This is a genomic window from Anaerovorax odorimutans DSM 5092 (genome assembly GCF_000426305.1).
Classification (GTDB): Bacteria; Bacillota; Clostridia; order Peptostreptococcales; family Anaerovoracaceae; genus Anaerovorax; species Anaerovorax odorimutans.
The window spans coordinates 1-21,894 of the sequence record NZ_AUFC01000017.1 but is presented as its reverse complement, the minus strand read 5'-3'; the positions used below and the strand labels follow the sequence as shown (position 1 = coordinate 21,894).

Below are 21,894 nucleotides of genomic sequence, written 5' to 3'. Positions count from 1 at the left end.
ATTTAGAAAGTTTTTAAAGTATAATATAAGTTATTAATGATAAAATTACTGTAATATTAAAAGATAATTGTAAAATTACAGCTTTAATTTATGAACATTCGGATATTGTGACTAAGAATGGGAATGATTTTTTATGTATGTCACGATAAGGACGGGTGAACCTGTCCTATTTTTTTAATACTGAAAGGATAAGATGTTAGGATATATTTTACCGGAAAAACCAGAACTGAAAGTAAGAGAGTATGAAATGTACAGCGGTTACTATTGCGGGATTTGTAAATCTATTGGGAAAAGATACGGGCAGATTCCTAGATTTACGTTAAGTTATGATTCTGTTCTCTTAGCTTTGATTTTAGGCGGTATTAATTCTGATGCAGAAACTATACGTACTGAAAGGTGTATAGTTAATCCTTTGAAAAAAAGAAATATAGTTTATGATAATAAGGCTATAGACTATGCTGCTGATTTAATGTTAATTCTAGCTTATTTTAAATTAAAAGATGATTTTAAAGATGAAAAGAAAATTACTGCAGCTCTTGGCAGTGTTCTTATGAAAAGCAGTTTTAAAAAAATATTAAAAAATAGAAGTGAAAAATGCAATATTACAAAAGAACGTTTAACAGAACTTTCAATTTTGGAAAAAGATAACTGTGATAACATTGATCCAGCTGCAGAACCTTTTGCAAAGCTAATGGAAGAAGTCTTTGATGGAGAAAGTATATTTGCAGAAGATAAAGAAAATGATGAAAATGTAAGATTGGCATTTAGAAAAATGGGGTATCATCTTGGAAAATGGATTTATCTTATTGATGCATTTGATGATATTGAAGATAATGCTAAAAATAAAGTATATAATCCACTAATTAATCAGTTTAAATATGATTACAAAAGTAAAGAAACTATAGAAGAATTTAAAGCAAGAATTGCAAATAGAGTAGAGTTTAATTTAATGTGCTATTTAGCAGAGGTTGCTAAAGCATATGAAAACTTAAATATAAAAAAAAATAAAGGACTTATTGAAAATATAATATATTTTGGACTTCATAGGAAAACAGAAGAAGTATTGGGGATAAATAAAAGTACAGATGAAAAAGGAGAGTAACAATGCAAAATCCATATGAAATATTAGGTGTAAAAGAAGGAGCTAGCAAAGAAGAAATAAAAGCAGCTTACAGAGAGCAGGTAAAGAAATATCATCCAGATAAATTCCAGGATAATCCTCTCTATGAATTGGCGGAAGAAAAGCTGCAGGAAATAAATGAAGCATATGATTATTTGATGAAGAACAATGGATCTGGGGGCAGTTCATACTCAACAAGTAGTAACCAAACGGGAATGAATCCTCAATTTATGGAAATAAGAAAAAATATCGACAGAGGAAATCTTCCATTGGCAGAGTCTATGCTCAATAAGATGCGTGATAAAAATGCAGAGTGGTTTTTCTTAAATGGTATGATTTCCTTGAAAAAGGGTTGGTATGATAATGCTCTAAGTAATGTACAGACAGCAATATCTATGGATCCTTCCAATATGGAATATAAAAACGCCATGAATAGTATCATGGGAGCAGCTGGCGGCTACAGAACAACGGCATATGGCAGAGGATATAACGGAGCAGGTTCAGATCCGTTTTGCCAAGCATTGCAGTGTTATTGCTGTGCTGATCTTTGTTGTGACTGCATATAATATATAAATTTTCATTTTGATGCAAGGAGTATGAGATAATATGAAAGAATCTACGAAAGGAGTAGCTATGGGGGGAGTTATGATTGCTCTTTCTATGATTACTTTGTTTTTGGCTACATTTATGCCGGGTATAGAGCTTACTTTATATGCGATTGCTTCTTTTTATACCGCTTTTATAATTTTAGAATCAGGAATAAAAGCAGGGTGGATATTTTATTTGGCTTCAGCAATTCTTTCTATACTTCTAATACCTAATAAAGTGGGATTATTGCCATTTGTAATGTTTTTTGGATTATATGGTATTATAAAATATTATATTGAAAAATTGAAAAAACAGCCTATAGAAATCATATTAAAACTTTTATTTTTTAATATAATACTTGCTTCAGGAATATTTTTTTTCAAAGAGGCATTTCTTGGTAATATAAAAATACCTGACTTTTCTAGGCCGCTAATTATAGGCGGTGCTCAGATTATTTTCTTGTTTTACGATTATTTATTTACAATGGGGATAGGATTTTATTTAAGAAGAAAACCTAAGAGCTGGTAATAAATTTGATCTTCTCTGAATAAACATAGCTATATGAGATACTTTGATAGATTAAAAATGCTATGAAAAGAGGGGATAAAAATGAGAAGAAATAACAGGCGTTATGCCAGAGGCTACAGAAGGAATCAAACTAATTTTTCAATACTTATTATAATTATAATATTTGCTGTGGTAACAGGATATGCAGGAACAAAATATATAATATATCCTTATTTCTTAAATGGTCAAAAAGTCGAATCTGATAATGAAGTTACAAAGGAATCTGATAATACTACTGATTCAGGAATAAATACTATAACCAGTTTACCAAGTGTTATTATTGACAAGCAAGAAGTAAAGGATTTAGACAAATCTAACGATGATTCCAATGAAAAAACAACAGATGATAAAGCAACAGCAAGTAAAGATAGTACTGAAAAAGATAAAGAAAGTACTGAAACAAGTAATAAAGAAAATGATACTAAAGACAATACAAGCAGTGATGGTGCATATTCTTTGCAATTTGGTAATTTTGAGTCAAAAGAAGGGGCAAGCAATAGAGTTAAAGAACTTACTTCGCAAGGAATTAATGCATATGTATTTGAGAGCGGTGGAAGCTACCGCGTATTAGGAAATACATATGATAGTAAGGATAAAGCAAAAGAAGCCGCTAATATTGTATCAAATAGTGCTATAGATGTCTTTATTATAGATATGAAAACTATTATTTAAAAATAATTGAAAGGAAATATAATGATACCTTTATCTACAAGAATGAGACCGGAATCTTTAGATGATTTTGTAGGACAAAGACACTTTATGTATAAAGATTCCCTATTTTATAATGCAATTAAAAATAAAACCTTTGATTCTGCAATTTTTTTTGGACCATCGGGTACAGGAAAAACAACTCTTGCAAGAATAATTGCAAAAGAAATGGATGCAGACTTCTATGAGTTAAATGCAACCACAACAGGGATAAAGGAATTAAAAGAGATCATTGATAAAACGAAATTAAAATTTTTTGGCCTTCAAAAAGAAACTACATATCTTTATGTAGACGAATTTCATAGATGGAATAAGTTACAGCAAGATTCCCTTTTAAAAGCATTGGAAGAAGGAGTTATTAAATTTATTGGGAGTACCACTGAAAATCCATATTTTGCTGTAAATAATGCAATATTGAGCAGAGTTGGGACAATCTTAGAATTTAAAAAACTAGATAAAGACAGTATATATAACCTCTTAATACATGCTCTTTCGGATGATGAAAAAGGCTTAGGGAAGCGTAAACTGAAATGGGATGAGGAAGCAATTAAAATTCTTGCAGATATGAGCAGCGGAGATGCAAGAATAGCATTGGATACGTTGGGATTTATCGGAGAAAATATTAAAAGTGAAGTTAAAATTGATAAATCTATCGTAGGAGAAGCCATGCAGCGACAAACTACATTTTATGATAGAGGTGAAGATAAGTATAATTTACTATCTGCATTGCAAAAATCTGTACGAGGTAGTGATCCTGATGCATCTATTCATTATTTAGCAAGATTAATAGATGGAGGTGCGGATGTTCAAACAATTGGCAGGAGATTATTAGTTATGGCCAGTGAAGATGTGGGAATGGCTTATCCTAATGCCGTTACTGTAGTAACAAGCTGTGTACAAGCTGCTATGATTGTTGGCCTTCCCGAAGCAAGAATTAACCTTGCACAAGCAGTTATATTACTATCTTCATGTCCAAAATCCAATGCGTCATATGTAGCACTTGAAAAAGCTGTATCGGATTTGCATAAAAAAAATATTGATGATATACCGCAGCATTTAAAAGATTCACATTATTCCGGTGCCCAAAAACGTGGAATAGGTATAGATTATAAATATCCTCATTCATTTGGAGGATATGTAAAGCAGCAATATTTACCTGATAATTTATATAAGGAAAAGGTTAAATATTATGAACCAACAGAAAATGGAAAGGAAGGAGCTTTTAAAAGGTTTTTAGACAGCCTTAATAGGTAAACGATGGAGATTAAGTTAGCGAAACATTCGGGATTTTGTTTTGGTGTTAGAGAAGCCATAAAAAAAACGGAAAGCATAATTAAAAAGTATCAAGGCACAGAAAGAAGAATTTATACATGTGGGCCTTTAATTCATAATAAAGCAGTAACTGATGAGCTTCTTGAAAAAGGAGTTGGAATTATATCTAAACCGCATGAAGCAGAAAAAGGCGATTTGGTTATTGTAAGATCCCATGGAGAACCTAAAAAATTTTATGAAATTTCTGAGGATATGGGATTAGAAGTTATAGATGCTACTTGTCCTTTTGTAAGAAGGATACATGAACTTGTTCATGAAGCTAAAAATCAAGGACAAAATGTAGTAGTTATTGGAAATAAAGAACACCCTGAAGTAGTTGGAATCAATGGTTGGTGTGATAATAAAGCTTATATTGTAGAATCATTAAAAGAAGCTATGGAAGTTAATGAGGATAATCTTTGTATAGTGGCACAAACTACTATAACGAAAGAATGTTTTGATGAAATTGTTAATTACTTTGAAAAAAATAAAGAAATGGTAAAAGTATATAATACTATATGTAATGCTACTACAGAACGTCAAAAAAGTTGCATGGAAATTGCTAAAAAATCGGATATTATGATAATTATTGGTGGCAATCATAGCTCTAATAGTAAGAAATTATATTCTATTTCAAAAAAATATTGCGGAAAAACGTATTTTGTTGAAAATAAGGAAGATTTACCATTGAAAGAAGTCGAAAAATGTAATAGAATAGGAGTTGCGGCAGGTGCATCTACACCTGAACGTATAATTAAGGAGGTTATTGCTACCATGAGTGAAGTTAACACTGAAAACAACGAAAAAAATTTAATGCATGAATTAATGGATGAAATTGAGAAGTCCTTAAGATTGCCACGCAGCGGAGAAATTATAACAGGTGAAGTTATACAAGTTTCTGACAGAGAGGTTGTAGTTAACCTTGGCTGCAAAAAAGACGGTATCATTCCAAGAGATGAGATGACATTGGAGGGAGATCAAAAATTAACTGATTTATTTAAGGAAGGCGACGAAGTTCAAGCAAAAGTATTAAAGACTGATGATGGAGATGGAAATATACTTCTTTCTAAGAAAAAGCTTGAAGTAAACGAACATTGGGAAGAAATTAATACTGCTCTTGAAGATAAATCATTTGTTGATGCCAAAGTAATTAAAGAGGTTAAAGGCGGCGTAATTGCTGTTTATAAGGAAGTTTCCGGTTTTATACCATTATCACAGCTATCTGACAAATTTGTTGAAAATGCTGAAGAATTTGTTGGGAAAACATTACCAGTAAGAGTTACTAGGGTTGACCAGAAGAGAAATAAAGCTGTATTTTCTCATAAAGCATACTTAACTGAAGAAAGACAGAAAAAAGTAGAGGAAATTTGGAATGCACTAAATGTAGGTGACGTTGTTACAGGTACCGTAATGAGGTTTACTGATTATGGTGCATTTGTAGACATAGGTGGAATTGACGGATTGCTTCACATTTCTGAAATTTCTTGGGGTAAGTTAAAGCACCCACAGGAAGCATTAAAAATTGGTGAAAAAATAGATGTAAAAATTCTTTCAATGAATACTGAAAAAGGTAAAATTTCATTGGGCTTAAAACAGAATAAACCAGAGCCATGGTCAGTTATCGATGAAAACTATCAAGTTGGACAGGTTATTTCAGGTAAAGTAGTTCAAATTAAGGATTATGGTGCATTTGTAGAGCTTGAACCGGGACTTGATGGTCTTGTTCATATTTCTGAAATAGCGTACAAGCGTGTTACTAATATTTCTGATGAAATTTCAGTTGGACAAATAGTATCAGCTAAAATTCTTGAAATTGATAAAGAAAGAAAAAGAATTAGCTTAAGTATAAAAGAAACTCTTGAGCCACCTACAGCTGATAATTCTGTAAACGAAGAAGCAGCAGATTCTGCTGAAGCAGAATAGTAATATATAAATAATTGAGCAGGGTTTTAGCCCTGCTTTTTTAAGTTTAAATTGATTATGTGTTAAACGCTATAAATTAAATTGAGTTCAAGGTATTAAATTGTTTAAAGAATGGTTTTAAAAGAAAGAGGGGGTTAATTGGAAAATATTGTGTTAATTGGTATGCCCGCATGTGGAAAAAGTACAGTGGGTGTAATATTAGCAAAAACATTGGGAAAGTCTTTTGTAGATACAGATTTGTTAATACAGGAGAAAGAAAATTGTCTACTACAAGATTTAATAAATGAAAAAGGAAATGATTACTTTAAAAAAGCTGAAGAAAGAATTCTCTCTGATCTTAAAGTGAGCAATACAGTTATTTCTACAGGAGGTAGTGCAGTTTATTATCCTAATGCAATGCTGAATTTAAAACAGGATGGCAAAATTGTTTATATAAAACTTAGCCTTGAGACAATAAATATGAGATTAGATAATATTAGCACAAGAGGAATTACAATGGCTAAAGGAGAGACTGTTAAAGATATATATGAACGAAGAATTCCTCTATATGAAAAATATGCAGAATTTATTATTAATGGCGAAGATAAAAATGTTGAAGAAGTAATTTTAGAAATTATTAAGGTAGTAAAACTGTAATAAAATAAAGATAATAAAGACTATCGTAATTAATCTGTTCTATTTATGATAGTTTTGTAATAACTATTTCTCATAAGGAGAAGCATATCATATAAATAAATTTATTTTGATAGTCTTTATATTTAATTATTGAATGGATAATTTTATTAATTCTTCAGCACTTTTTAGAGTAGTATCGGTTATATTTGTTCCGCCGAGTAATCTTGCAATTTCTTTTATCTTTTCATCATAGGATAAAGAAATTATATCAGTATAAGTTGATTTTTCATCAAATATTTTTTGTATCTTATAATGATGATCACTAAAAGAAGCTATTTGAGGAAGATGAGTAATACATATAACTTGATGATTTTTACTTATTTGTCGAAGTTTTTTACCTACTATACTAGCAGTAATTCCACTTATACCGTTGTCAATTTCATCAAAGATCATGCTTGGTATATTATCATAATCACAAGTTATAGATTTAAACGCCAACATAATCCTCGAGATTTCACCTCCTGATGCAATTTTAGCAAGTGGTTTAGGAGTTTCGCCAAGATTAGTTATAATTAAAAATTCAACTGTATCTGTACCATTTGAACTAAAATTAATTTTACCATTTTCCTTGTTATCATTAAATTCTATTGATAGAGCTGCATGGTTAAAATTTAATTCTTTTAATTCATTATTAATTTTTTTCTCAATTTTCTCAGAAATTTGCTTTCTTAATGATGTAAGTTTTTCACTATGTTTTTGGAGCTTCTCATGACAATTCTTTAATTTGGCTGATAATTCTTCTCTTAATACATCTATATTTTCTATATTATTAATATTAGATATAAGGTTTTCTTTGTACTTTAGTACTTTTTCAATAGAACCCCCATATTTACGCTTTAAAGTATCTAGTGAATTCAGACGATTAATAGTTTCATCCAAATTTTCTGAAGAAAATGAAATAGATTCTTTTTCTTTTCTTATATCTTTAATTAAATCTTCAAATTTATAATAGTTGTCAGAAAAGCTTTCCGTTAATTTTGATAAATCCTTAGAATAGTCAGATATTTCTTGTAGTAAGTGTATACTTTTTCCAAGTCCCTCAAAAGCAGAAGGAGAATTTTCATAAATTATTTCATATGCAGATGATAAATTCTGATATATTTTTTCACTATTTTGTAAAATGAGTAAATCTGAGGATAATTCTTCATCTTCACCTATATAGGGATTTACTGATTCGATTTCTTGTAATTCAAATTGCATGAAATCTCTTTTTCTCTCCGATTCTGCTGCATTTTTTAATAAAGAGTTAAGCTTGTTATTAATATTTGTATATTCTTCATAAAGTACTGCAACTTTATCTTTTACAGGATCAATAATATCTGAACCATATTTATCTATTAATGAAAGATGATACTCAGGATTTAACAGAGATTGATTGTCATATTGACCATGAATATCAACTATTTTTTTACAAAGTTTATTTAAATAAGAAACGGATACAATTTCATCATTAACTTTGCATATACTTTTTCCGGCAGCAAAGACTTCCCTTGTAATTATGTATTCTTTTTTATCTTCTTCTACAATAAGCTGGATAATAGCTTTTTCTTTACCTGATCGTACAAAGGTGGTGTCTGCTCTACTTCCTAAAGCAAGGCTTATTGCTTCAATAATTATGGATTTCCCTGAACCGGTTTCTCCTGTAATAATATTTAGACCAGAATAAAAATCAATATCAACATTATCTATTATTGCAAAATCTTTTATTTTTATATGAGAAATCATTTGTATCCTCCCTAATTGTATTTGAAAATCTTTTTATTCGCTAATTTAAGAAATAAATTACAAAATTAAAAATTATATTAGTTATTCTTAATAATTGAAAATTACTAATTACTAATGTGATTTTTCTATCGTAAATGATATTATTTATATAAGGGCAAATTAAATATTTTTATTTTTATAATTTGGCATTTTAAAATATAAAATTTATCAATTCTTATATTAAAGTCTTTCTTTGATTATTTGGCTAATTTTAATTTACATATTTCTTACATAGTAAAAATGAGCTTAATCAAAGGATTAAACTCATTTTATCACAGTTTTATTCTATTATCTACTTTATCATTTCATTAAATTTATTTACTAATGCAGGCACATTCATAGGATCATTTATAACAAGAAGTATTGTATTATCTCCTGCAATAGAGCCGATCACATTTGGGAAATTTAAAGAGTCGATAGCTTCGGCGGCAGCAGATCCGCAACCGCTAAGAGTTTTTACAAGTACTATATTTCCTGAAGATACTACTGTTTGTATTGTTTCTTTAAATATTTTGATAAACCTATCAGAAATAGGCTGATCCATGCTTTTTCCTACAGTATATATATATTTTCCCGTGGAAGAAAGAGTTTTAATTAAATGTAGTTCCTTAATATCTCTTGAAATGGTTGCTTGAGTTACTTTAAAACCATTCTTATTAAGTAAAGAAACTAGTTTATCTTGGGTTTCAACTTCATGGTTATTTATGATATCAAGTATTTTATTTTGTCTTGCATATCTCATTGATATTCTCCTTTGTAACGAATAAATATAAAGGTATACTTATATTTATTATATCATAGTAAAATAATTTAGCAATTATTATTTTTACTAGACAAACATACGTTTTTAATGATAAGATAAAAGTAACATAATATGGTATAAATAAGTTTTGTGACATAGTAAATGATTTATGTTATAATAATTTCTATGATTAAGACAGCGTTGCTGCAAGGAAGGAATCATTGAAACATGCTAGTCAGTTTGTGTCATGTTATAATGATTTCTATGATTGAAACAGCGTTGCTGAGAGGTGGAAATCATTGAAACATGCTAGTCAGTTTGTGTCATGTTATAATGATTTCTATGATTGAAACAGCGTTGCTGCAAGGGAGAAATCATTGAAACATGCTTGATAATTTGTGTTATGTTATAATAATTTCTATGATTTAAGCAGCGTTGCTGAGAGGAGGAAATTATTGAAACATGCTTGATAATTTGTGTCATGTTATAATGATTCCTATGATTAAGACAGCGTTGCTGAGAGGAAGGAATCATTGAAACATGCTTGATAATTTGAGTCATGTTATAATGATTCCTATGATTAAGACAGCGTTGCTGCAAGGAAGGAATCATTGAAACATGCTTGATAATTTGTGTCATGTTATAATGATTCCTATGATTAAGACAGCGTTGCTGCAAGGAAGGAATCATTGAAACATGCTTGATAATTTGAGTCATGTTATAATGATTCCTATGATTAAGACAGCGTTGCTGCAAGGAAGGAATCATTGAAACATGCTTGATAATTTGTGTCATGTTATAATGATTTGTATGATTGAAACAGCGTTGCTGTATGGAGAGAATCATTGAAATATACTTATTAGCTTGTGTCATATTATAATATATAGAATTTGAAAGTTGAGTAATTAAAATGAAAATATTAGGGATAGATCCGGGTTATGCTATTTTGGGTTATGGTATAATTGAAATGAAGGGAAATCATTATTCTGTCTGTTCTTATGGTTCCCTTACTACAAGCGCATCTATGGACATGCCGGACAGATTAAAACATTTATATACTCAGTTGATGGAAGTTATTCGTGAACATGAGCCGGATGAAGCATCTATTGAGGAGCTATTTTTTAATACAAACGTTAAAACTGCTATTTTAGTAGGTCAAGCCAGAGGGGTTGCAATTCTTGCATGTGCCAATTCAGGACTTGAAATATCAGAATATACTCCTCTTCAAATTAAACAGGGTTTAGTTGGATATGGTAGAGCTGAAAAAAAACAAATTCAATCTATGGTAAAAACCATATTACATTTAAAAGAAGTACCTAAACCTGATGATACGGCAGATGCTTTGGCAGCTGCCATTTGTCACGGTCATTCAGTAGGTTTTAATAATAAACTTAGAAATGTGAGGTAAATTTGCATGTTTCATTACATAAAAGGTAAAGTTACAATGAAGTTTGGTGGAGGAGTTGTAGTAGAAACTAATGGTATCGGTTATGAGGTATTTCTTCCTGACAATTCATCTATTTATTTAACAAATCATGATGAAGAAATTTTAGTATATACGGCAATGATTATAAAAGAAGATGATGTAAGTATTTATGGTTTTCCTGAAAAGGAAGCTATTTATTTATTTAGGAAATTGATGACTGTTAGTGGAGTTGGTGCAAAGGCAGCTTTGGCAATTCTTTCTATTATGCCTGTTTTAGAAGTAAAGAAGGCTATAGTTTTTGGGGATACAGCTAGTCTTACAAGAGCTAATGGTATAGGAAAAAAATCAGCTGAAAGGATTATATTAGAATTAAAGGACAAATTAGGTGAAGTAGGCGGATTAAATAATGAATCCAGGAACGCTGTTGTAAGCGATAATAAGTCAGAAGCTATAGATGCATTATTAGGACTTGGCTATAGTAAGTCGGAGGCAATGACTGCAATTTCAGGAATTACTCAAGATAATTTAACGACAGAAGAATACATAAAACAGGCACTTAAAAGAATCTAGGAGATTATTTTATGGATTATGAAGAACGTATTATTACAACAAACTTAAAAACGGATGAAGAAAGTATTGAGCTGAATTTAAGACCTAAAAAGCTTAAAGAATATATAGGGCAAAAAAGTGTAACGGATAACTTAAATATTTTTATCGAAGCAGCTCAGCTTAGAAATGAACCTCTTGATCATGTTCTTTTTTACGGGCCTCCAGGACTTGGTAAAACTACTTTAGCCGGAATTATAGCAAGTGAATTAGGCGTGGATTTAAGAATTACATCAGGACCTGCAATAGAAAGAGCAGGAGATTTAGCCGCTATATTAACTAACTTAAATGATAATGACGTTTTATTTATAGATGAAATTCATAGATTAAATCGTTCTGTAGAAGAAGTACTATATTCTGCTATGGAGGACTATGCAATAGATATAATTATAGGAAAGGGTCCATCAGCGAGGTCAATTAGAATTGACTTATCAAAATTTACTCTTATAGGTGCAACAACAAGAGCTGGAAGTTTATCTGCACCTCTCAGAGACAGATTTGGAGTTATAAGTAAGTTTGAATTATATAATCTTGATGAATTGAAACTTATAATTAAAAGATCAGCAGATATTTTGGGAATTGGTATTGATGAAAATTCTTTAACTGAGTTAGCAAAACGTTCGAGGGGAACTCCAAGAGTTGCTAACAGACTTCTAAAAAGAGTGAGAGATTTTAGTCAAGTAAAAGGTTCAGGAACAATAGACCTTGATATAACTAAAGAAACCCTGAAATCTTTAGGAATTGATGATGAAGGATTAGAAGGTCTTGACAGGGAGATTTTAAACATGATCATTGAAAGGTTTAATGGAGGTCCTGTTGGCATTGATACAATAGCAGCATCAATTGGTGAGGATAAAATAACTATTGAAGATGTATATGAACCTTATCTTATTCAAATTGGATTTTTACACAGAACTCAAAAGGGAAGAATGGTATCAAGAGAAGCTTATAAGCATTTAGGTATTGAATATTCAGATGATTAGCAAAGATTTTTTAAATATTAGGAGAAATAGGATGAAATTCAACAGGTTTACAATAATATGTATTATGGCAATAATGTTTGCGTGTTCTTTTTCAATTTTTAAAGGAGTACAAGCTTGGGCTGATAGTAATATGGAATATATTAAAGTCGGTCTTAAATATGGAAGCGGTGCAGTGGAAAGCTGCACTATAGAATCTGATGACAGTTTTATTTTAGGAACGGTATCTGATTCAGGATATACAGAATCTTTGCCTTTATCGGCTTATAATAAAATTATTGCAACCGTTGAACATGGGAATGTGGTTTTAAAAGATGAAAATAATACTTTACTTTCTGCTGAGTTAGGAGACATTGGATGCATTATGCCTTCAAATTATAATGATAATGGTGTGATTTATTTTGAAGGAACTCCGTATAGGGGAGGTATAATGTTACTTCCAACAAGTGGAGGCAAAATGACAGTTATTAACTTTCTGAGTTTAGAACATTATCTTTATGGAGTTATTCATTCAGAGATGGGACAGTCAAACCCAGAAGAAGCTTTGAAAGCACAAGCTGTAGCTGCCAGAAGTTATGCAGTTGCCAATAAATCCAGTCATGAAAGTTATGGATTTAATGTATGCTCAACTACACATTGTCAAGTATATAAAGGTTATTCAGGAGAATATACAAGGACTAATAAAGCTGTAGATGATACGGCTGGTCAAATAATATATTATAATGGTGAACCTGTGACTTCATTTTATCATAAGAACAGCGGTGGTCATACTCAAAATTCCGGAGACGTTTGGTCAGAAAATATAGGTTATTTAAAGGCGGTTGATGATATTTACTCACCTGATTATACTTGGTCAGCAACTTTTACATTTGATGATATACAAAAAAAACTAGAGAATGCTGGATACGCTCCCGGAACAGTTAAATCTGTTGCCATTAAGAAAAAAACAAGTTCAGGAAGTAATCTAGAAATGGAAATCATAGGCAGTAACAAAAGTATAACTTTAGAGAAGGATAAAATAAGAAGTACATTAGGTACAAATACAGTTAAATCACTTATGTTTAATTTAGTAGATTCTATTTCAGAAGATGCTTCGGGAGAAAGTAATTTATATATAAGCAATGGTAGCAGTAAAGTTAGTGCAGGATCTAAAATTTATATAATTGACGGTAATAGTACCGTATCTAACAAATTAGTGTCTGATATTTATGGTAAAAATGAAAACACTACAGTAAAATTGCAAGGTGAAGCAGAAAATACAGGTGAAGCACTTGAGATAGATACAAATAGTCCTTTAACCATTAGCGGAAAAGGATGTGGTCATGGAATTGGAATGTCGCAGGATGGAGCCATTGCCATGGCACAGCAAGGATTTACATATAAAGAAATTTTAAAATTTTATTATACGGGAATTGAGATAAAATAATATAAATACATAAAAAGGTATAAAGCTTATAAAGGAGATAAAATATAGATGCAAATTAATGATTTTGATTATTATCTGCCGGAAGAACTGATTGCTCAGCATCCTGCGGATAAGAGGGAAAATTCAAGGCTTATGGTTATCCATAGGGATAATGGTAAACTCGAGCATAAGCATTTTTATAATATATTGGAATATTTAAATCCGGGAGATTGTCTTGTAATGAATAACTCAAAAGTTATTCCTGCAAGACTTTTTGGAATAAAAGAAAATACGGGTGCTAAAGTAGAATTTCTTTTGATAAAAAGAAAAGACGGTGATATATGGGAAACAATGGTAAGACCGGGAAAAAGATTGCATCCTGGAGATGTTGTTTCTTTTCACAGTGAGGGGAAATTAAAGGCAGAAATACTTGACTATGGGGACGATGGAACACGTATTGTAAAATTCCTTTATAATGGAGTATTTTTGGAAATTTTAGATGAAATCGGTAAAATTCCTCTGCCTCCATACATTGAAAGAGAAAGTAATGACGAAGATAAACAAAGATATCAAACCGTTTATTGTAAAGAAGAAGGCTCTGTAGCAGCACCTACAGCTGGTTTACATTTTACAAAAGAACTTTTGGATGAAGCAGTAAAAAAAGGTGTAAAATTAGCATATGTAACGTTGCATGTGGGAATAGGTACATTTAGACCTGTAAAATGTGATAATATAGAAGAACATAAAATGCATTTTGAAGAATATGAAGTGGATGAAAAAAATGCTGAAATAATAAACAGTACAAAAAAAGCTGGAGGAAGGATAATTTCTGTTGGAACAACTTCCACAAGGACTCTTGAGAGTGCTGCGGTTAATTCAGAAAATCAGGAAGGATATACTTTAGTTGCAGGAAGGGGAAATACAGGTATTTTTATTTATCCTGGATATAAATTTAAATTAGTGGATAGTTTGATAACTAATTTTCATTTGCCAAAATCTACTTTGTTGATGCTTGTATCAGCATTATATAATAGGGAAGATATTCTTAAAATATATGAAGAAGCTGTGGCTGAAAAATATAGGTTTTTTAGTTATGGTGATGCAATGGTTATTTTGTAAAAAAATCTTATAAATAGTATAAATATAAAGAGGTAAAAATGACAGCTGTAAAATATGAATTAATTAAAACTGACAGCAGATCCAATGCACGCAGGGGAAGAGTTCATACTCCTCATGGTATAATTGAGACCCCTGTTTTTATGCCCGTGGGTACTGCTGCAACAGTAAAAGCTATGAGACCTGATGAGGTTGAAAAGATGGGCGCTCAGATAATTTTATCTAATACTTACCATCTATATTTAAGACCTGGTCATGAAATTGTAAGAGAAGCTGGTGGGTTACACAAATTTATGAATTGGGATAAAGCCATCTTAACTGACAGTGGAGGCTTTCAAGTATTCAGTTTAGGGGATCTAAGAAAGATTACAGAAGAAGGAGTACAATTTAGGTCACATATAGATGGATCGAAACATATGCTTACGCCTGAAAAATCTATAGAAATTCAAATGGCATTAGGATCTGACATTATGATGGCTTTTGATGAGTGCGCTCCTTATCCTGCTGACAGAAGTTATGTGAAAAATTCATTGGAAAGAACAACAAGATGGCTTGCACGTTGTAAGAATGCAAATACAAATACAGAGAATCAAGCTTTGTTTGGAATAATGCAAGGTGGTATGTATAAGGATCTAAGATATCAAAGTGCAATGGAAATAGTAGAAATGGATTTGCCTGGATACTCAATTGGAGGGCTAAGTGTAGGAGAACCAAAACCGCTTATGTATGAAGTCCTTGATTATTGTGTTGATTATTTACCTAAAAATAAGCCTAGATATCTTATGGGAGTAGGAAGCCCTGACTGCTTATTTGAAGGTGTTGAAAGAGGCATTGATATGTTTGACTGTGTTCTCCCTACCAGAATTGCGAGAAATGGTACTGCAATGACATCACATGGCAGGGTTATTATTAAAAATGCACAGTATGAGCATGATTTTACTCCTCTTGACCCAGAGTGTGATTGCTATACTTGTAGAAACTATTCAAGAGCATATTTAAGACATTTGTTTAAATCAAATGAGATTTTATCATCCATGTTACTTACAAATCATAACCTTTATTTTTTGATAAATATGATGAAAAAAATGAGACAATCAATTGAAGAAGATAGATTTTTAGAATACAAAAAAGAATTTTATGATAAATATGGAAAATTTTAAAGGAGGCGATATTAATGCCTATATTAGTACCAAAAGGATTACCAGCATATAAAACATTAAAAGAAGAAAATGTTTTTGTAATGTATGAGCATAAGGCACATAAGCAAGATATTAGGCCTATTCGTATTGCTATCGTTAATTTAATGCCAACGAAAGAAATTACGGAAACACAACTTATTAGAATGCTTGCTAATACTCCATTGCAAGTAGATTTACAGTTGCTGACCATGGGAAGCCATGAATCTAAAAATACTGATAAAAATCATTTAGATAATTTTTATAAAACCTTTGAAGAAATTAAAATGCATAGATATGATGGAATGATTATAACCGGTGCTCCAGTTGAATCATTGCCTTTTGAAGAAGTTGATTATTGGAAAGAACTTTCGGAAATTATGGAATACACGAAAGAAAATGTATTTAGCACATTGCATATTTGCTGGGGCGCTCAGGCAGGTCTATATTATCATTACGGAATTAATAAATATATAATGGATAAAAAACTTTTCGGTGTATATAAACATAAATTAAAAAGCCAGAAATCTGAATTAACAAGGGGGTTTGATGAGGAATTTTATGCACCTCATTCAAGACATGCTCAGGTGTTAAAGGAAGATATATTAAAAATTCCTGAACTCAAAATTTTAGCGGAATCAGATATAGCAGGACCTCATATAATTTCTACAAAGGATAAAAGAAGAATTTTTGTACAGGGTCATGCAGAATATGATAGAGAAACTTTAAAATTAGAATATGAAAGAGATATTAATAAAGGACTCAATATAGATGTTCCTTTAAACTATTTTAAAGATGATGATCCAAACAAGAAAATTATAATGAGATGGAGTGGCCACGGTAACTTATTTTTTGCCAATTGGCTAAACTATGTATATCAGGAAACTCCATATGATCTTAGTAAATTAGAAAAAGCGTAGAAATACGTTTTTTCTTATCTTTTTAATTATAAATCGATTTTTTTGTAATATTGATATGACATCAATAAATATGATTTAATATCTAGGGTAATATTGGATTATTAAAACTTTTGTATTGCAGGCATAAATCTTTGATTTATATTTGCATATATTATAAAAATAAAAATTAAATGTATTGGAGATAATTAATGACTATTTGTAAACATAATGAGCATTGCGGCGGATGTATTTATCAAGAAATTCCTTATCAGGAACAGATAATACTTAAAGGGAAAGAAGTTCAAAGGATTTTAGACGAAAAGGAAATTAAATATGAGAAGTATTTAGGTATTGAAGGAAGCCCTAAACAGTTAGCATACAGAAATAAAATGGAGTATACTTTCGGAGACGAAGTAAAGGATGGAGAAATGACCCTTGGAATGCATAAAAAGGGACGTTTCATGTCTATTATTACTGTAGATGAATGTCAGCTGGTAGATGAGGATTTTAATAAAATTTTAAGGGCTGCATTAGATTTTTGTAATGAAAAAGGGTATCCTTTTTATCATAAAAAATCACATGAGGGTCTTTTAAGAAATTTAATTGTACGAAAAGGAGAACATACCAAAGAAATTCTTGTGAATATTGTCACGTCTTCACAAATTGAGTTTGCAGAAAAAGAATTTGCAGAAATGATGAGAGGATTGAATCTTTCCAACAAATTAGTTGGTGTACTTCATACTATAAATGATAAACTTGCAGATTTTGTTTATTGTGAAAAATTGATTACTGTTTGGGGTCAAGATTTTTATTCTGAAGAGATTATGGGATTAAAATTCAAGGTAAGTGCTTTTTCATTCTTTCAAACAAATATCCTTGCAGTGGAAAAATTATATACTGAAGCATTATCTTTAATTAAAGACTTAGATGGAAAAACAGTATTTGATTTATACTGTGGAACGGGAACTATTACTCAGACATTAGCTTTAAGAGCGAAAAAAGCTATAGGCGTAGAAATCGTAGAAGAAGCAGTAGAAGCAGCCAAGGAAAATGCTAAATTAAATGGACTGGATAACTGTGAATTTATTGCCGGAGATGTATTTGAAGTTTTAGATAATTTAGAAGATAAACCAGATGTTATTGTTTTAGACCCACCAAGAGTAGGTATTCATCAAAAAGCAATGAAAAAAATAGTAAATTACGGAGTTGAACAGATAGTATATATTTCATGTAATCCTAAGAGTTTAGCTGACAACTTGGATTTTATGCAGAGCTATGGATATACAATAAAAAGCGTAAAAGCATTTGATAATTTCCCATATACTAGGCATACGGAATGTGTTTGCTTGTTGGAACTTCTGACGTGAAATAATCAATATCTATATAATTACTTAAAACCTGCAATATACTTAGGCTTTTATTAATATGCCATGTCTGAAAGGAGACTGATAATATTATGAAACCATATATTTCTCAAACTTTAGAGAGTAATAGTTGTGGTGCATACTCAATCGCTTATTATTTATGGGAAACAACTAACTCTCAAACTATTAATGATAAAACCTTTATTTCTAATATACATAAAAGAATTCAAATTGGTCCAAACAATATGGGACTTCCTGAGAATTATTCAAGCCCAGAAAAAATTGCTTATGAATTAAGTAATAATTGGAGTTCATGCTCTTATATATGTATACTAAGCAATAGTACTGTTATGCCAATAGCAAAAAGCCTTAATATATCTACAAAAAATATTGATATCCTTGATAAAGTTAAATCAGATGCTAATAAATATGCCATTATTATTTGTAGTATAGGCTATATGACTCCTGCACTACACTACATGCTTATTAAATATGAACAAAATACATTTAAACTTTTAGATTCTCTATATAACCTAGATCATTCTAATTTTAAAATATTAGATTCAATCTATGGTACTGACCAGGTGGTTTGGGAAAAGTTTACTATAGAAAATAATAATAAACTTATACTAGATCGAAATTCTAACTATTTTTATACTGGAGCTGGAATTCTTATAGATTAGTTTTGCTCATAATTAAATATTATAAAGAAATGTAAAATTATAATAAAGGTAGAAGAGTTGAAAACAGCCAGTGTAGTCATCACATTTTTGTTAGATAATATTTCAAAGCAGATAAAACATAATATTGAACTGTAACTGTACAGGAAATGGTACTACAAAATATCAGAATTACACTGATTTTTCTAATGTTAGTGGATGGGCAGGAACATATGTAAAAGAAGTACTTGCAGCGCATATTTTCAATGGAACAAATGCTACAAATATTTCACCAAAATGAATTTGACATATGCGGAGTCAGCACAAGTTATCAAAAATTTATTGGTAGAATCGGAGTTAATTAATAAATAAAAGATAAGTATCCAAAGTATAGTGTCTTATAAAATGGAGCATTACACTTTGAGCCATGTATCATTGTTGTTGGACGTTAGAATTAAAATGATATAAATCTTCCGCCAAGGAACCAGTGGGTCCTAACGACATCATTATTGTCTACTCAAGGCATACGGAGGTCGTTTGCTTGCTGGAGAATGGTAAAAGCATTGAAAAATAAAGGATTTGGTAAGCGTTTAACATATCCGAAATTTGGGAAACCCTTGAGGTAACAAAAAAGATGGCGAAATGTGGTTCTGATAAGAAATAATAGAATATGGACACAATATGTTGTGGATTTGAAGAAGATATGGGGCAAAACCGGACGAAAATGGAACGGTTTTTGCCCCTTTTGACTGGGCGGAAATATAGATGACCTCTAAAATTGCCAAAAAAATATTCTTTTAGTGACTTTATAAGGTAAGAAAGATATAATTAATTTTCAAGCAAATGTGTAGCTAATTTGAATGAAGAAAGACAAATTGAAATTTGGCGGAGGATATTGATGAAGGATATTAATCTATTAGTCAATCAATTTCGAGATGCTTTGGATATAGATAAGGATGTAGAAAAGTTTGATAAGGTAGGGGAAATTTATTTGTATGCCAATATTGTTATTAGAAGATATTGTATATAAAAGTAAAGTCAATGGGATAAGGAATCCTGAATTTTAGGAAAAGTTTTTACGATGCAACTAAAAGTAGCATAATGTAAAACTTAATTGCTTGATAAAAATCATGCCAAATGTACAATGAAAGAAAAATACAGAAGGGCGGTTACAATAATGTTATTAAATGAAAAAGTATCAATTATTCGTAAGATGAATAATTTAACTCAGGAGAGTTTTGCGGAGGAATTAGCGGTTAGTAGGCAGGCTGTTTCAAAATGGGAGAAGGGTGATTCAGTACCAGATGTTCAGATGATAACTAAAATAGCAGACAATTATAATATAACATTAGATCAATTGGTTAGGGATGAATATGATTTGCCGGGTATGAAAGAATTAAGTACCGATATTGAAAAAGAGGAGAAAGAAACTCCTATTCAGATAGAAAGGTACATTGGTAAGATATGCGATGTTTCTATGAATAGTTTTAGTTCTACTAAAATATTGCTTGTTAAAAAATATAAAGATTTTAATTGTTTTGAATCTATGGTAAAATTATAATAATATAGTTGATTTATTACATAAAACAGTAAATAGTTTTCACGAAGGGGAGTATTTTATGAAAAAACAATTCGGTTTAGTTTTATCAGCCATCATGGTTTCGATGGCAATTACAGCTTGCGGTGGCAATACAAATGCACCAGTATCAGGCGATGTAAGCGCACCCACAGCAACCGCAAATACAATTTCATCCTCATTAGAGGGTGCGTATACCGATGGAACCCATTACATGGTAATCCAGAACGGTGCAATGTCTATGGATGATACGCCTTATGAAATTATCAATGTTCAAACGGACCTTTACGATGACGGAACTCCTGTTTATTTCTTCACCCTTGACGGAAAAGAGGAATCCTTCTGTGAAGATCAAGGGGATCTGATGTGCAGTATTGGCGAGGAAGAAGGGAGTATGAGTTCTTGGAACAAAATTGATGTGGCAGATATTCCGAAACCTAAGACTCAGGAAGAGCCAGAGGAACAGCTGGGTGAAAATCCATATGATGGAAAAATTTATCGTTCGGATGATGGAAGCGAACAAACCTTAGAAATAACTAAGGTGGATACGGATGGAGGCCTTATCGAAATGGTGGTTGACGGAACAACCTTGAAAATGATTTCCCCTTCAATAGAAGAATATGAGGAGGAGATCGTATACGGCATGGAATATGAAGACGAGAGCTTTAACTTAAGAGTGGATTATAACAAAGCGCAGGATAAGTTTTTGGTGGAAGTATTTGCACCCCATGGCGTGACGCCATCCTTTACATTCACAGGTGATAATTACTATTATGAAGGGTCTGAATAAGGTTCGGATTCATCAGCTACACAGTCTAAATTTTTGGAAAGAATTATTTTTATACCGCCGATGATGGAATTTTGAATAGTTCAGAAGTGACAGAGATTTGGATAAAAAGTCATGTTTGAGGATTTCAGATATGACTTTTTATTGTATGTAGAAAACCTCCGGCAATGCCGCAATGGCATTAAGTTAAGAAACCTCGTATCAATTTTTTTGATGCGGGTTTTTTTATGCTTGACAACTTCATAAAAATGTGAGGCCACTTTTATCTGATCATCCTTTTAAAAAGGATAAAAGTGGCCCTTGTAAGTAGAACTTAACAAATCTATTTACAAGGAGAATAAAATGAATACTAAAGAAGCAATTTCAAAATTCAACTCACAAATAACTAGTTTAAATCATATCAAATCAAAATTATGTTGTCGTCCAGAAAAAGACTTTACGCGTAATAGAAAAGTATCTTTTGAATTCACTATACGCTCAATTTTGTCGTTTGGTGGTGGTAA

Annotated in this window: 23 protein-coding genes; 20 read left to right on the top strand and 3 right to left on the bottom strand. The window is 31.2% G+C overall.

Annotation, left to right across the window (positions count from 1 at the left end):
- The first annotated feature begins 193 nt into the window (after positions 1-193).
- The 7 genes from K292_RS0107490 to K292_RS0107460 all read left to right on the top strand — a co-directional run bounded on the left by K292_RS0107490 (position 194) and on the right by K292_RS0107460 (position 6,853).
- Entirely contained in the window at positions 194-1,102 is a 909-nt protein-coding gene (locus tag K292_RS0107490) for a DUF5685 family protein (RefSeq protein WP_027399316.1), read from the top strand.
- Between the two features lie 2 nt (positions 1,103-1,104).
- Positions 1,105-1,686 (top strand): J domain-containing protein, encoded by a 582-nt coding sequence (locus K292_RS0107485; protein WP_027399315.1) that lies wholly within the window; start codon positions 1,105-1,107, stop codon positions 1,684-1,686.
- A gap of 40 nt (positions 1,687-1,726) precedes the next feature.
- Positions 1,727-2,236 carry a hypothetical protein gene (locus tag K292_RS0107480; protein ID WP_027399314.1) on the top strand — a complete coding sequence of 170 codons (510 nt, stop codon included), beginning with the start codon at positions 1,727-1,729 and terminating at the stop codon, positions 2,234-2,236.
- 81 nt (positions 2,237-2,317) lie between these two features.
- Positions 2,318-2,947, top strand: coding sequence for an SPOR domain-containing protein (locus K292_RS0107475; RefSeq protein ID WP_027399313.1), 630 nt, complete (start codon positions 2,318-2,320; stop codon positions 2,945-2,947).
- A 21-nt stretch (positions 2,948-2,968) separates the two neighbouring features.
- Entirely contained in the window at positions 2,969-4,237 is a 1,269-nt protein-coding gene (locus K292_RS0107470) for a replication-associated recombination protein A (protein WP_027399312.1), read from the top strand.
- Between the two features lie 3 nt (positions 4,238-4,240).
- Entirely contained in the window at positions 4,241-6,217 is a 1,977-nt protein-coding gene (locus K292_RS0107465) for a bifunctional 4-hydroxy-3-methylbut-2-enyl diphosphate reductase/30S ribosomal protein S1 (RefSeq protein ID WP_027399311.1), read from the top strand.
- 138 nt (positions 6,218-6,355) lie between these two features.
- On the top strand, positions 6,356-6,853 hold the full coding sequence (locus tag K292_RS0107460) for a shikimate kinase (RefSeq protein ID WP_027399310.1): 498 nt from the start codon (positions 6,356-6,358) through the stop codon (positions 6,851-6,853).
- 126 nt (positions 6,854-6,979) lie between these two features.
- On the opposite strand, the gene recN is transcribed toward K292_RS0107460, so the two are convergent.
- From recN to K292_RS18595, 3 genes are all read right to left on the bottom strand, one after another.
- Positions 6,980-8,617 carry a DNA repair protein RecN gene (gene recN / locus K292_RS0107455; protein WP_027399309.1) on the bottom strand — a complete coding sequence of 546 codons (1,638 nt, stop codon included), beginning with the start codon at positions 8,615-8,617 and terminating at the stop codon, positions 6,980-6,982.
- Positions 8,618-8,948: 331 nt separating this feature from the next.
- On the bottom strand, positions 8,949-9,398 hold the full coding sequence (locus K292_RS0107450; RefSeq protein WP_027399308.1) for an arginine repressor: 450 nt from the start codon (positions 9,396-9,398) through the stop codon (positions 8,949-8,951).
- A 309-nt stretch (positions 9,399-9,707) separates the two neighbouring features.
- The gene (locus K292_RS18595; RefSeq protein ID WP_156900501.1) at positions 9,708-10,244 is read right to left on the bottom strand and encodes a hypothetical protein; all 537 of its coding nucleotides are present in this window, start codon (positions 10,242-10,244) and stop codon (positions 9,708-9,710) included.
- A 64-nt stretch (positions 10,245-10,308) separates the two neighbouring features.
- Between K292_RS18595 and ruvC the strand changes: the two genes are divergently transcribed.
- The 13 genes from ruvC to K292_RS0107385 all read left to right on the top strand — a co-directional run bounded on the left by ruvC (position 10,309) and on the right by K292_RS0107385 (position 21,394).
- Entirely contained in the window at positions 10,309-10,806 is a 498-nt protein-coding gene (gene ruvC, locus K292_RS0107445) for a crossover junction endodeoxyribonuclease RuvC (RefSeq protein ID WP_027399307.1), read from the top strand.
- 6 nt (positions 10,807-10,812) lie between these two features.
- Positions 10,813-11,394 carry a Holliday junction branch migration protein RuvA gene (gene ruvA / locus K292_RS0107440; protein ID WP_027399306.1) on the top strand — a complete coding sequence of 194 codons (582 nt, stop codon included), beginning with the start codon at positions 10,813-10,815 and terminating at the stop codon, positions 11,392-11,394.
- Between the two features lie 11 nt (positions 11,395-11,405).
- Entirely contained in the window at positions 11,406-12,413 is a 1,008-nt protein-coding gene (gene ruvB / locus K292_RS0107435) for a Holliday junction branch migration DNA helicase RuvB (RefSeq protein WP_027399305.1), read from the top strand.
- A 31-nt stretch (positions 12,414-12,444) separates the two neighbouring features.
- A complete protein-coding gene (locus tag K292_RS16390) occupies positions 12,445-13,836 on the top strand; it encodes a SpoIID/LytB domain-containing protein (RefSeq protein WP_037372798.1) in 1,392 nt (463 codons plus the stop codon).
- Between the two features lie 48 nt (positions 13,837-13,884).
- Positions 13,885-14,934 (top strand): tRNA preQ1(34) S-adenosylmethionine ribosyltransferase-isomerase QueA, encoded by a 1,050-nt coding sequence (queA, locus tag K292_RS0107425; protein WP_027399304.1) that lies wholly within the window; start codon positions 13,885-13,887, stop codon positions 14,932-14,934.
- A 38-nt stretch (positions 14,935-14,972) separates the two neighbouring features.
- On the top strand, positions 14,973-16,091 hold the full coding sequence (gene tgt / locus K292_RS0107420; protein ID WP_027399303.1) for a tRNA guanosine(34) transglycosylase Tgt: 1,119 nt from the start codon (positions 14,973-14,975) through the stop codon (positions 16,089-16,091).
- A gap of 14 nt (positions 16,092-16,105) precedes the next feature.
- Positions 16,106-17,026, top strand: a complete 921-nt coding sequence (gene metA / locus K292_RS0107415; protein ID WP_027399302.1) for a homoserine O-acetyltransferase MetA — start codon at positions 16,106-16,108, stop codon at positions 17,024-17,026.
- Between the two features lie 188 nt (positions 17,027-17,214).
- On the top strand, positions 17,215-18,372 hold the full coding sequence (gene rlmD, locus K292_RS16385) for a 23S rRNA (uracil(1939)-C(5))-methyltransferase RlmD (protein ID WP_051280489.1): 1,158 nt from the start codon (positions 17,215-17,217) through the stop codon (positions 18,370-18,372).
- Between the two features lie 89 nt (positions 18,373-18,461).
- The gene (locus K292_RS0107405; protein ID WP_027399301.1) at positions 18,462-19,052 is read left to right on the top strand and encodes a hypothetical protein; all 591 of its coding nucleotides are present in this window, start codon (positions 18,462-18,464) and stop codon (positions 19,050-19,052) included.
- A 124-nt stretch (positions 19,053-19,176) separates the two neighbouring features.
- Complete coding sequence (locus K292_RS18590) at positions 19,177-19,329, top strand: S-layer homology domain-containing protein (protein ID WP_156900500.1); 153 nt, start codon at positions 19,177-19,179, stop codon at positions 19,327-19,329.
- 597 nt (positions 19,330-19,926) lie between these two features.
- Positions 19,927-20,058 (top strand): hypothetical protein, encoded by a 132-nt coding sequence (locus K292_RS19275; RefSeq protein WP_281168538.1) that lies wholly within the window; start codon positions 19,927-19,929, stop codon positions 20,056-20,058.
- 147 nt (positions 20,059-20,205) lie between these two features.
- Positions 20,206-20,589 (top strand): helix-turn-helix domain-containing protein, encoded by a 384-nt coding sequence (locus tag K292_RS16380; protein ID WP_051280487.1) that lies wholly within the window; start codon positions 20,206-20,208, stop codon positions 20,587-20,589.
- Between the two features lie 58 nt (positions 20,590-20,647).
- Positions 20,648-21,394 carry a hypothetical protein gene (locus K292_RS0107385; RefSeq protein WP_027399300.1) on the top strand — a complete coding sequence of 249 codons (747 nt, stop codon included), beginning with the start codon at positions 20,648-20,650 and terminating at the stop codon, positions 21,392-21,394.
- Positions 21,395-21,894: the final 500 nt, after the last annotated feature.

Coding starts and splice junctions, on each gene's coding strand:
- K292_RS16390 (WP_037372798.1), top strand. CDS start 12,445: ATGAAATTCAACAGGTTTACAATAATATGTATTATGGCAATAATGTTT.
- K292_RS0107385 (WP_027399300.1), top strand. CDS start 20,648: ATGAAAAAACAATTCGGTTTAGTTTTATCAGCCATCATGGTTTCGATG.
- K292_RS0107480 (WP_027399314.1), top strand. CDS start 1,727: ATGAAAGAATCTACGAAAGGAGTAGCTATGGGGGGAGTTATGATTGCT.
- K292_RS0107470 (WP_027399312.1), top strand. CDS start 2,969: ATGATACCTTTATCTACAAGAATGAGACCGGAATCTTTAGATGATTTT.
- ruvA (WP_027399306.1), top strand. CDS start 10,813: ATGTTTCATTACATAAAAGGTAAAGTTACAATGAAGTTTGGTGGAGGA.
- K292_RS0107485 (WP_027399315.1), top strand. CDS start 1,105: ATGCAAAATCCATATGAAATATTAGGTGTAAAAGAAGGAGCTAGCAAA.
- K292_RS0107475 (WP_027399313.1), top strand. CDS start 2,318: ATGAGAAGAAATAACAGGCGTTATGCCAGAGGCTACAGAAGGAATCAA.
- recN (WP_027399309.1), bottom strand. CDS start 8,617: ATGATTTCTCATATAAAAATAAAAGATTTTGCAATAATAGATAATGTT.
- K292_RS18595 (WP_156900501.1), bottom strand. CDS start 10,244: ATGATTCTCTCCATACAGCAACGCTGTTTCAATCATACAAATCATTAT.
- K292_RS0107405 (WP_027399301.1), top strand. CDS start 18,462: ATGAAACCATATATTTCTCAAACTTTAGAGAGTAATAGTTGTGGTGCA.
- tgt (WP_027399303.1), top strand. CDS start 14,973: ATGACAGCTGTAAAATATGAATTAATTAAAACTGACAGCAGATCCAAT.
- metA (WP_027399302.1), top strand. CDS start 16,106: ATGCCTATATTAGTACCAAAAGGATTACCAGCATATAAAACATTAAAA.
- K292_RS0107490 (WP_027399316.1), top strand. CDS start 194: ATGTTAGGATATATTTTACCGGAAAAACCAGAACTGAAAGTAAGAGAG.
- K292_RS16380 (WP_051280487.1), top strand. CDS start 20,206: ATGTTATTAAATGAAAAAGTATCAATTATTCGTAAGATGAATAATTTA.
- K292_RS19275 (WP_281168538.1), top strand. CDS start 19,927: ATGAAGGATATTAATCTATTAGTCAATCAATTTCGAGATGCTTTGGAT.
- K292_RS0107450 (WP_027399308.1), bottom strand. CDS start 9,398: ATGAGATATGCAAGACAAAATAAAATACTTGATATCATAAATAACCAT.
- K292_RS0107465 (WP_027399311.1), top strand. CDS start 4,241: ATGGAGATTAAGTTAGCGAAACATTCGGGATTTTGTTTTGGTGTTAGA.
- ruvC (WP_027399307.1), top strand. CDS start 10,309: ATGAAAATATTAGGGATAGATCCGGGTTATGCTATTTTGGGTTATGGT.
- queA (WP_027399304.1), top strand. CDS start 13,885: ATGCAAATTAATGATTTTGATTATTATCTGCCGGAAGAACTGATTGCT.
- ruvB (WP_027399305.1), top strand. CDS start 11,406: ATGGATTATGAAGAACGTATTATTACAACAAACTTAAAAACGGATGAA.
- rlmD (WP_051280489.1), top strand. CDS start 17,215: ATGACTATTTGTAAACATAATGAGCATTGCGGCGGATGTATTTATCAA.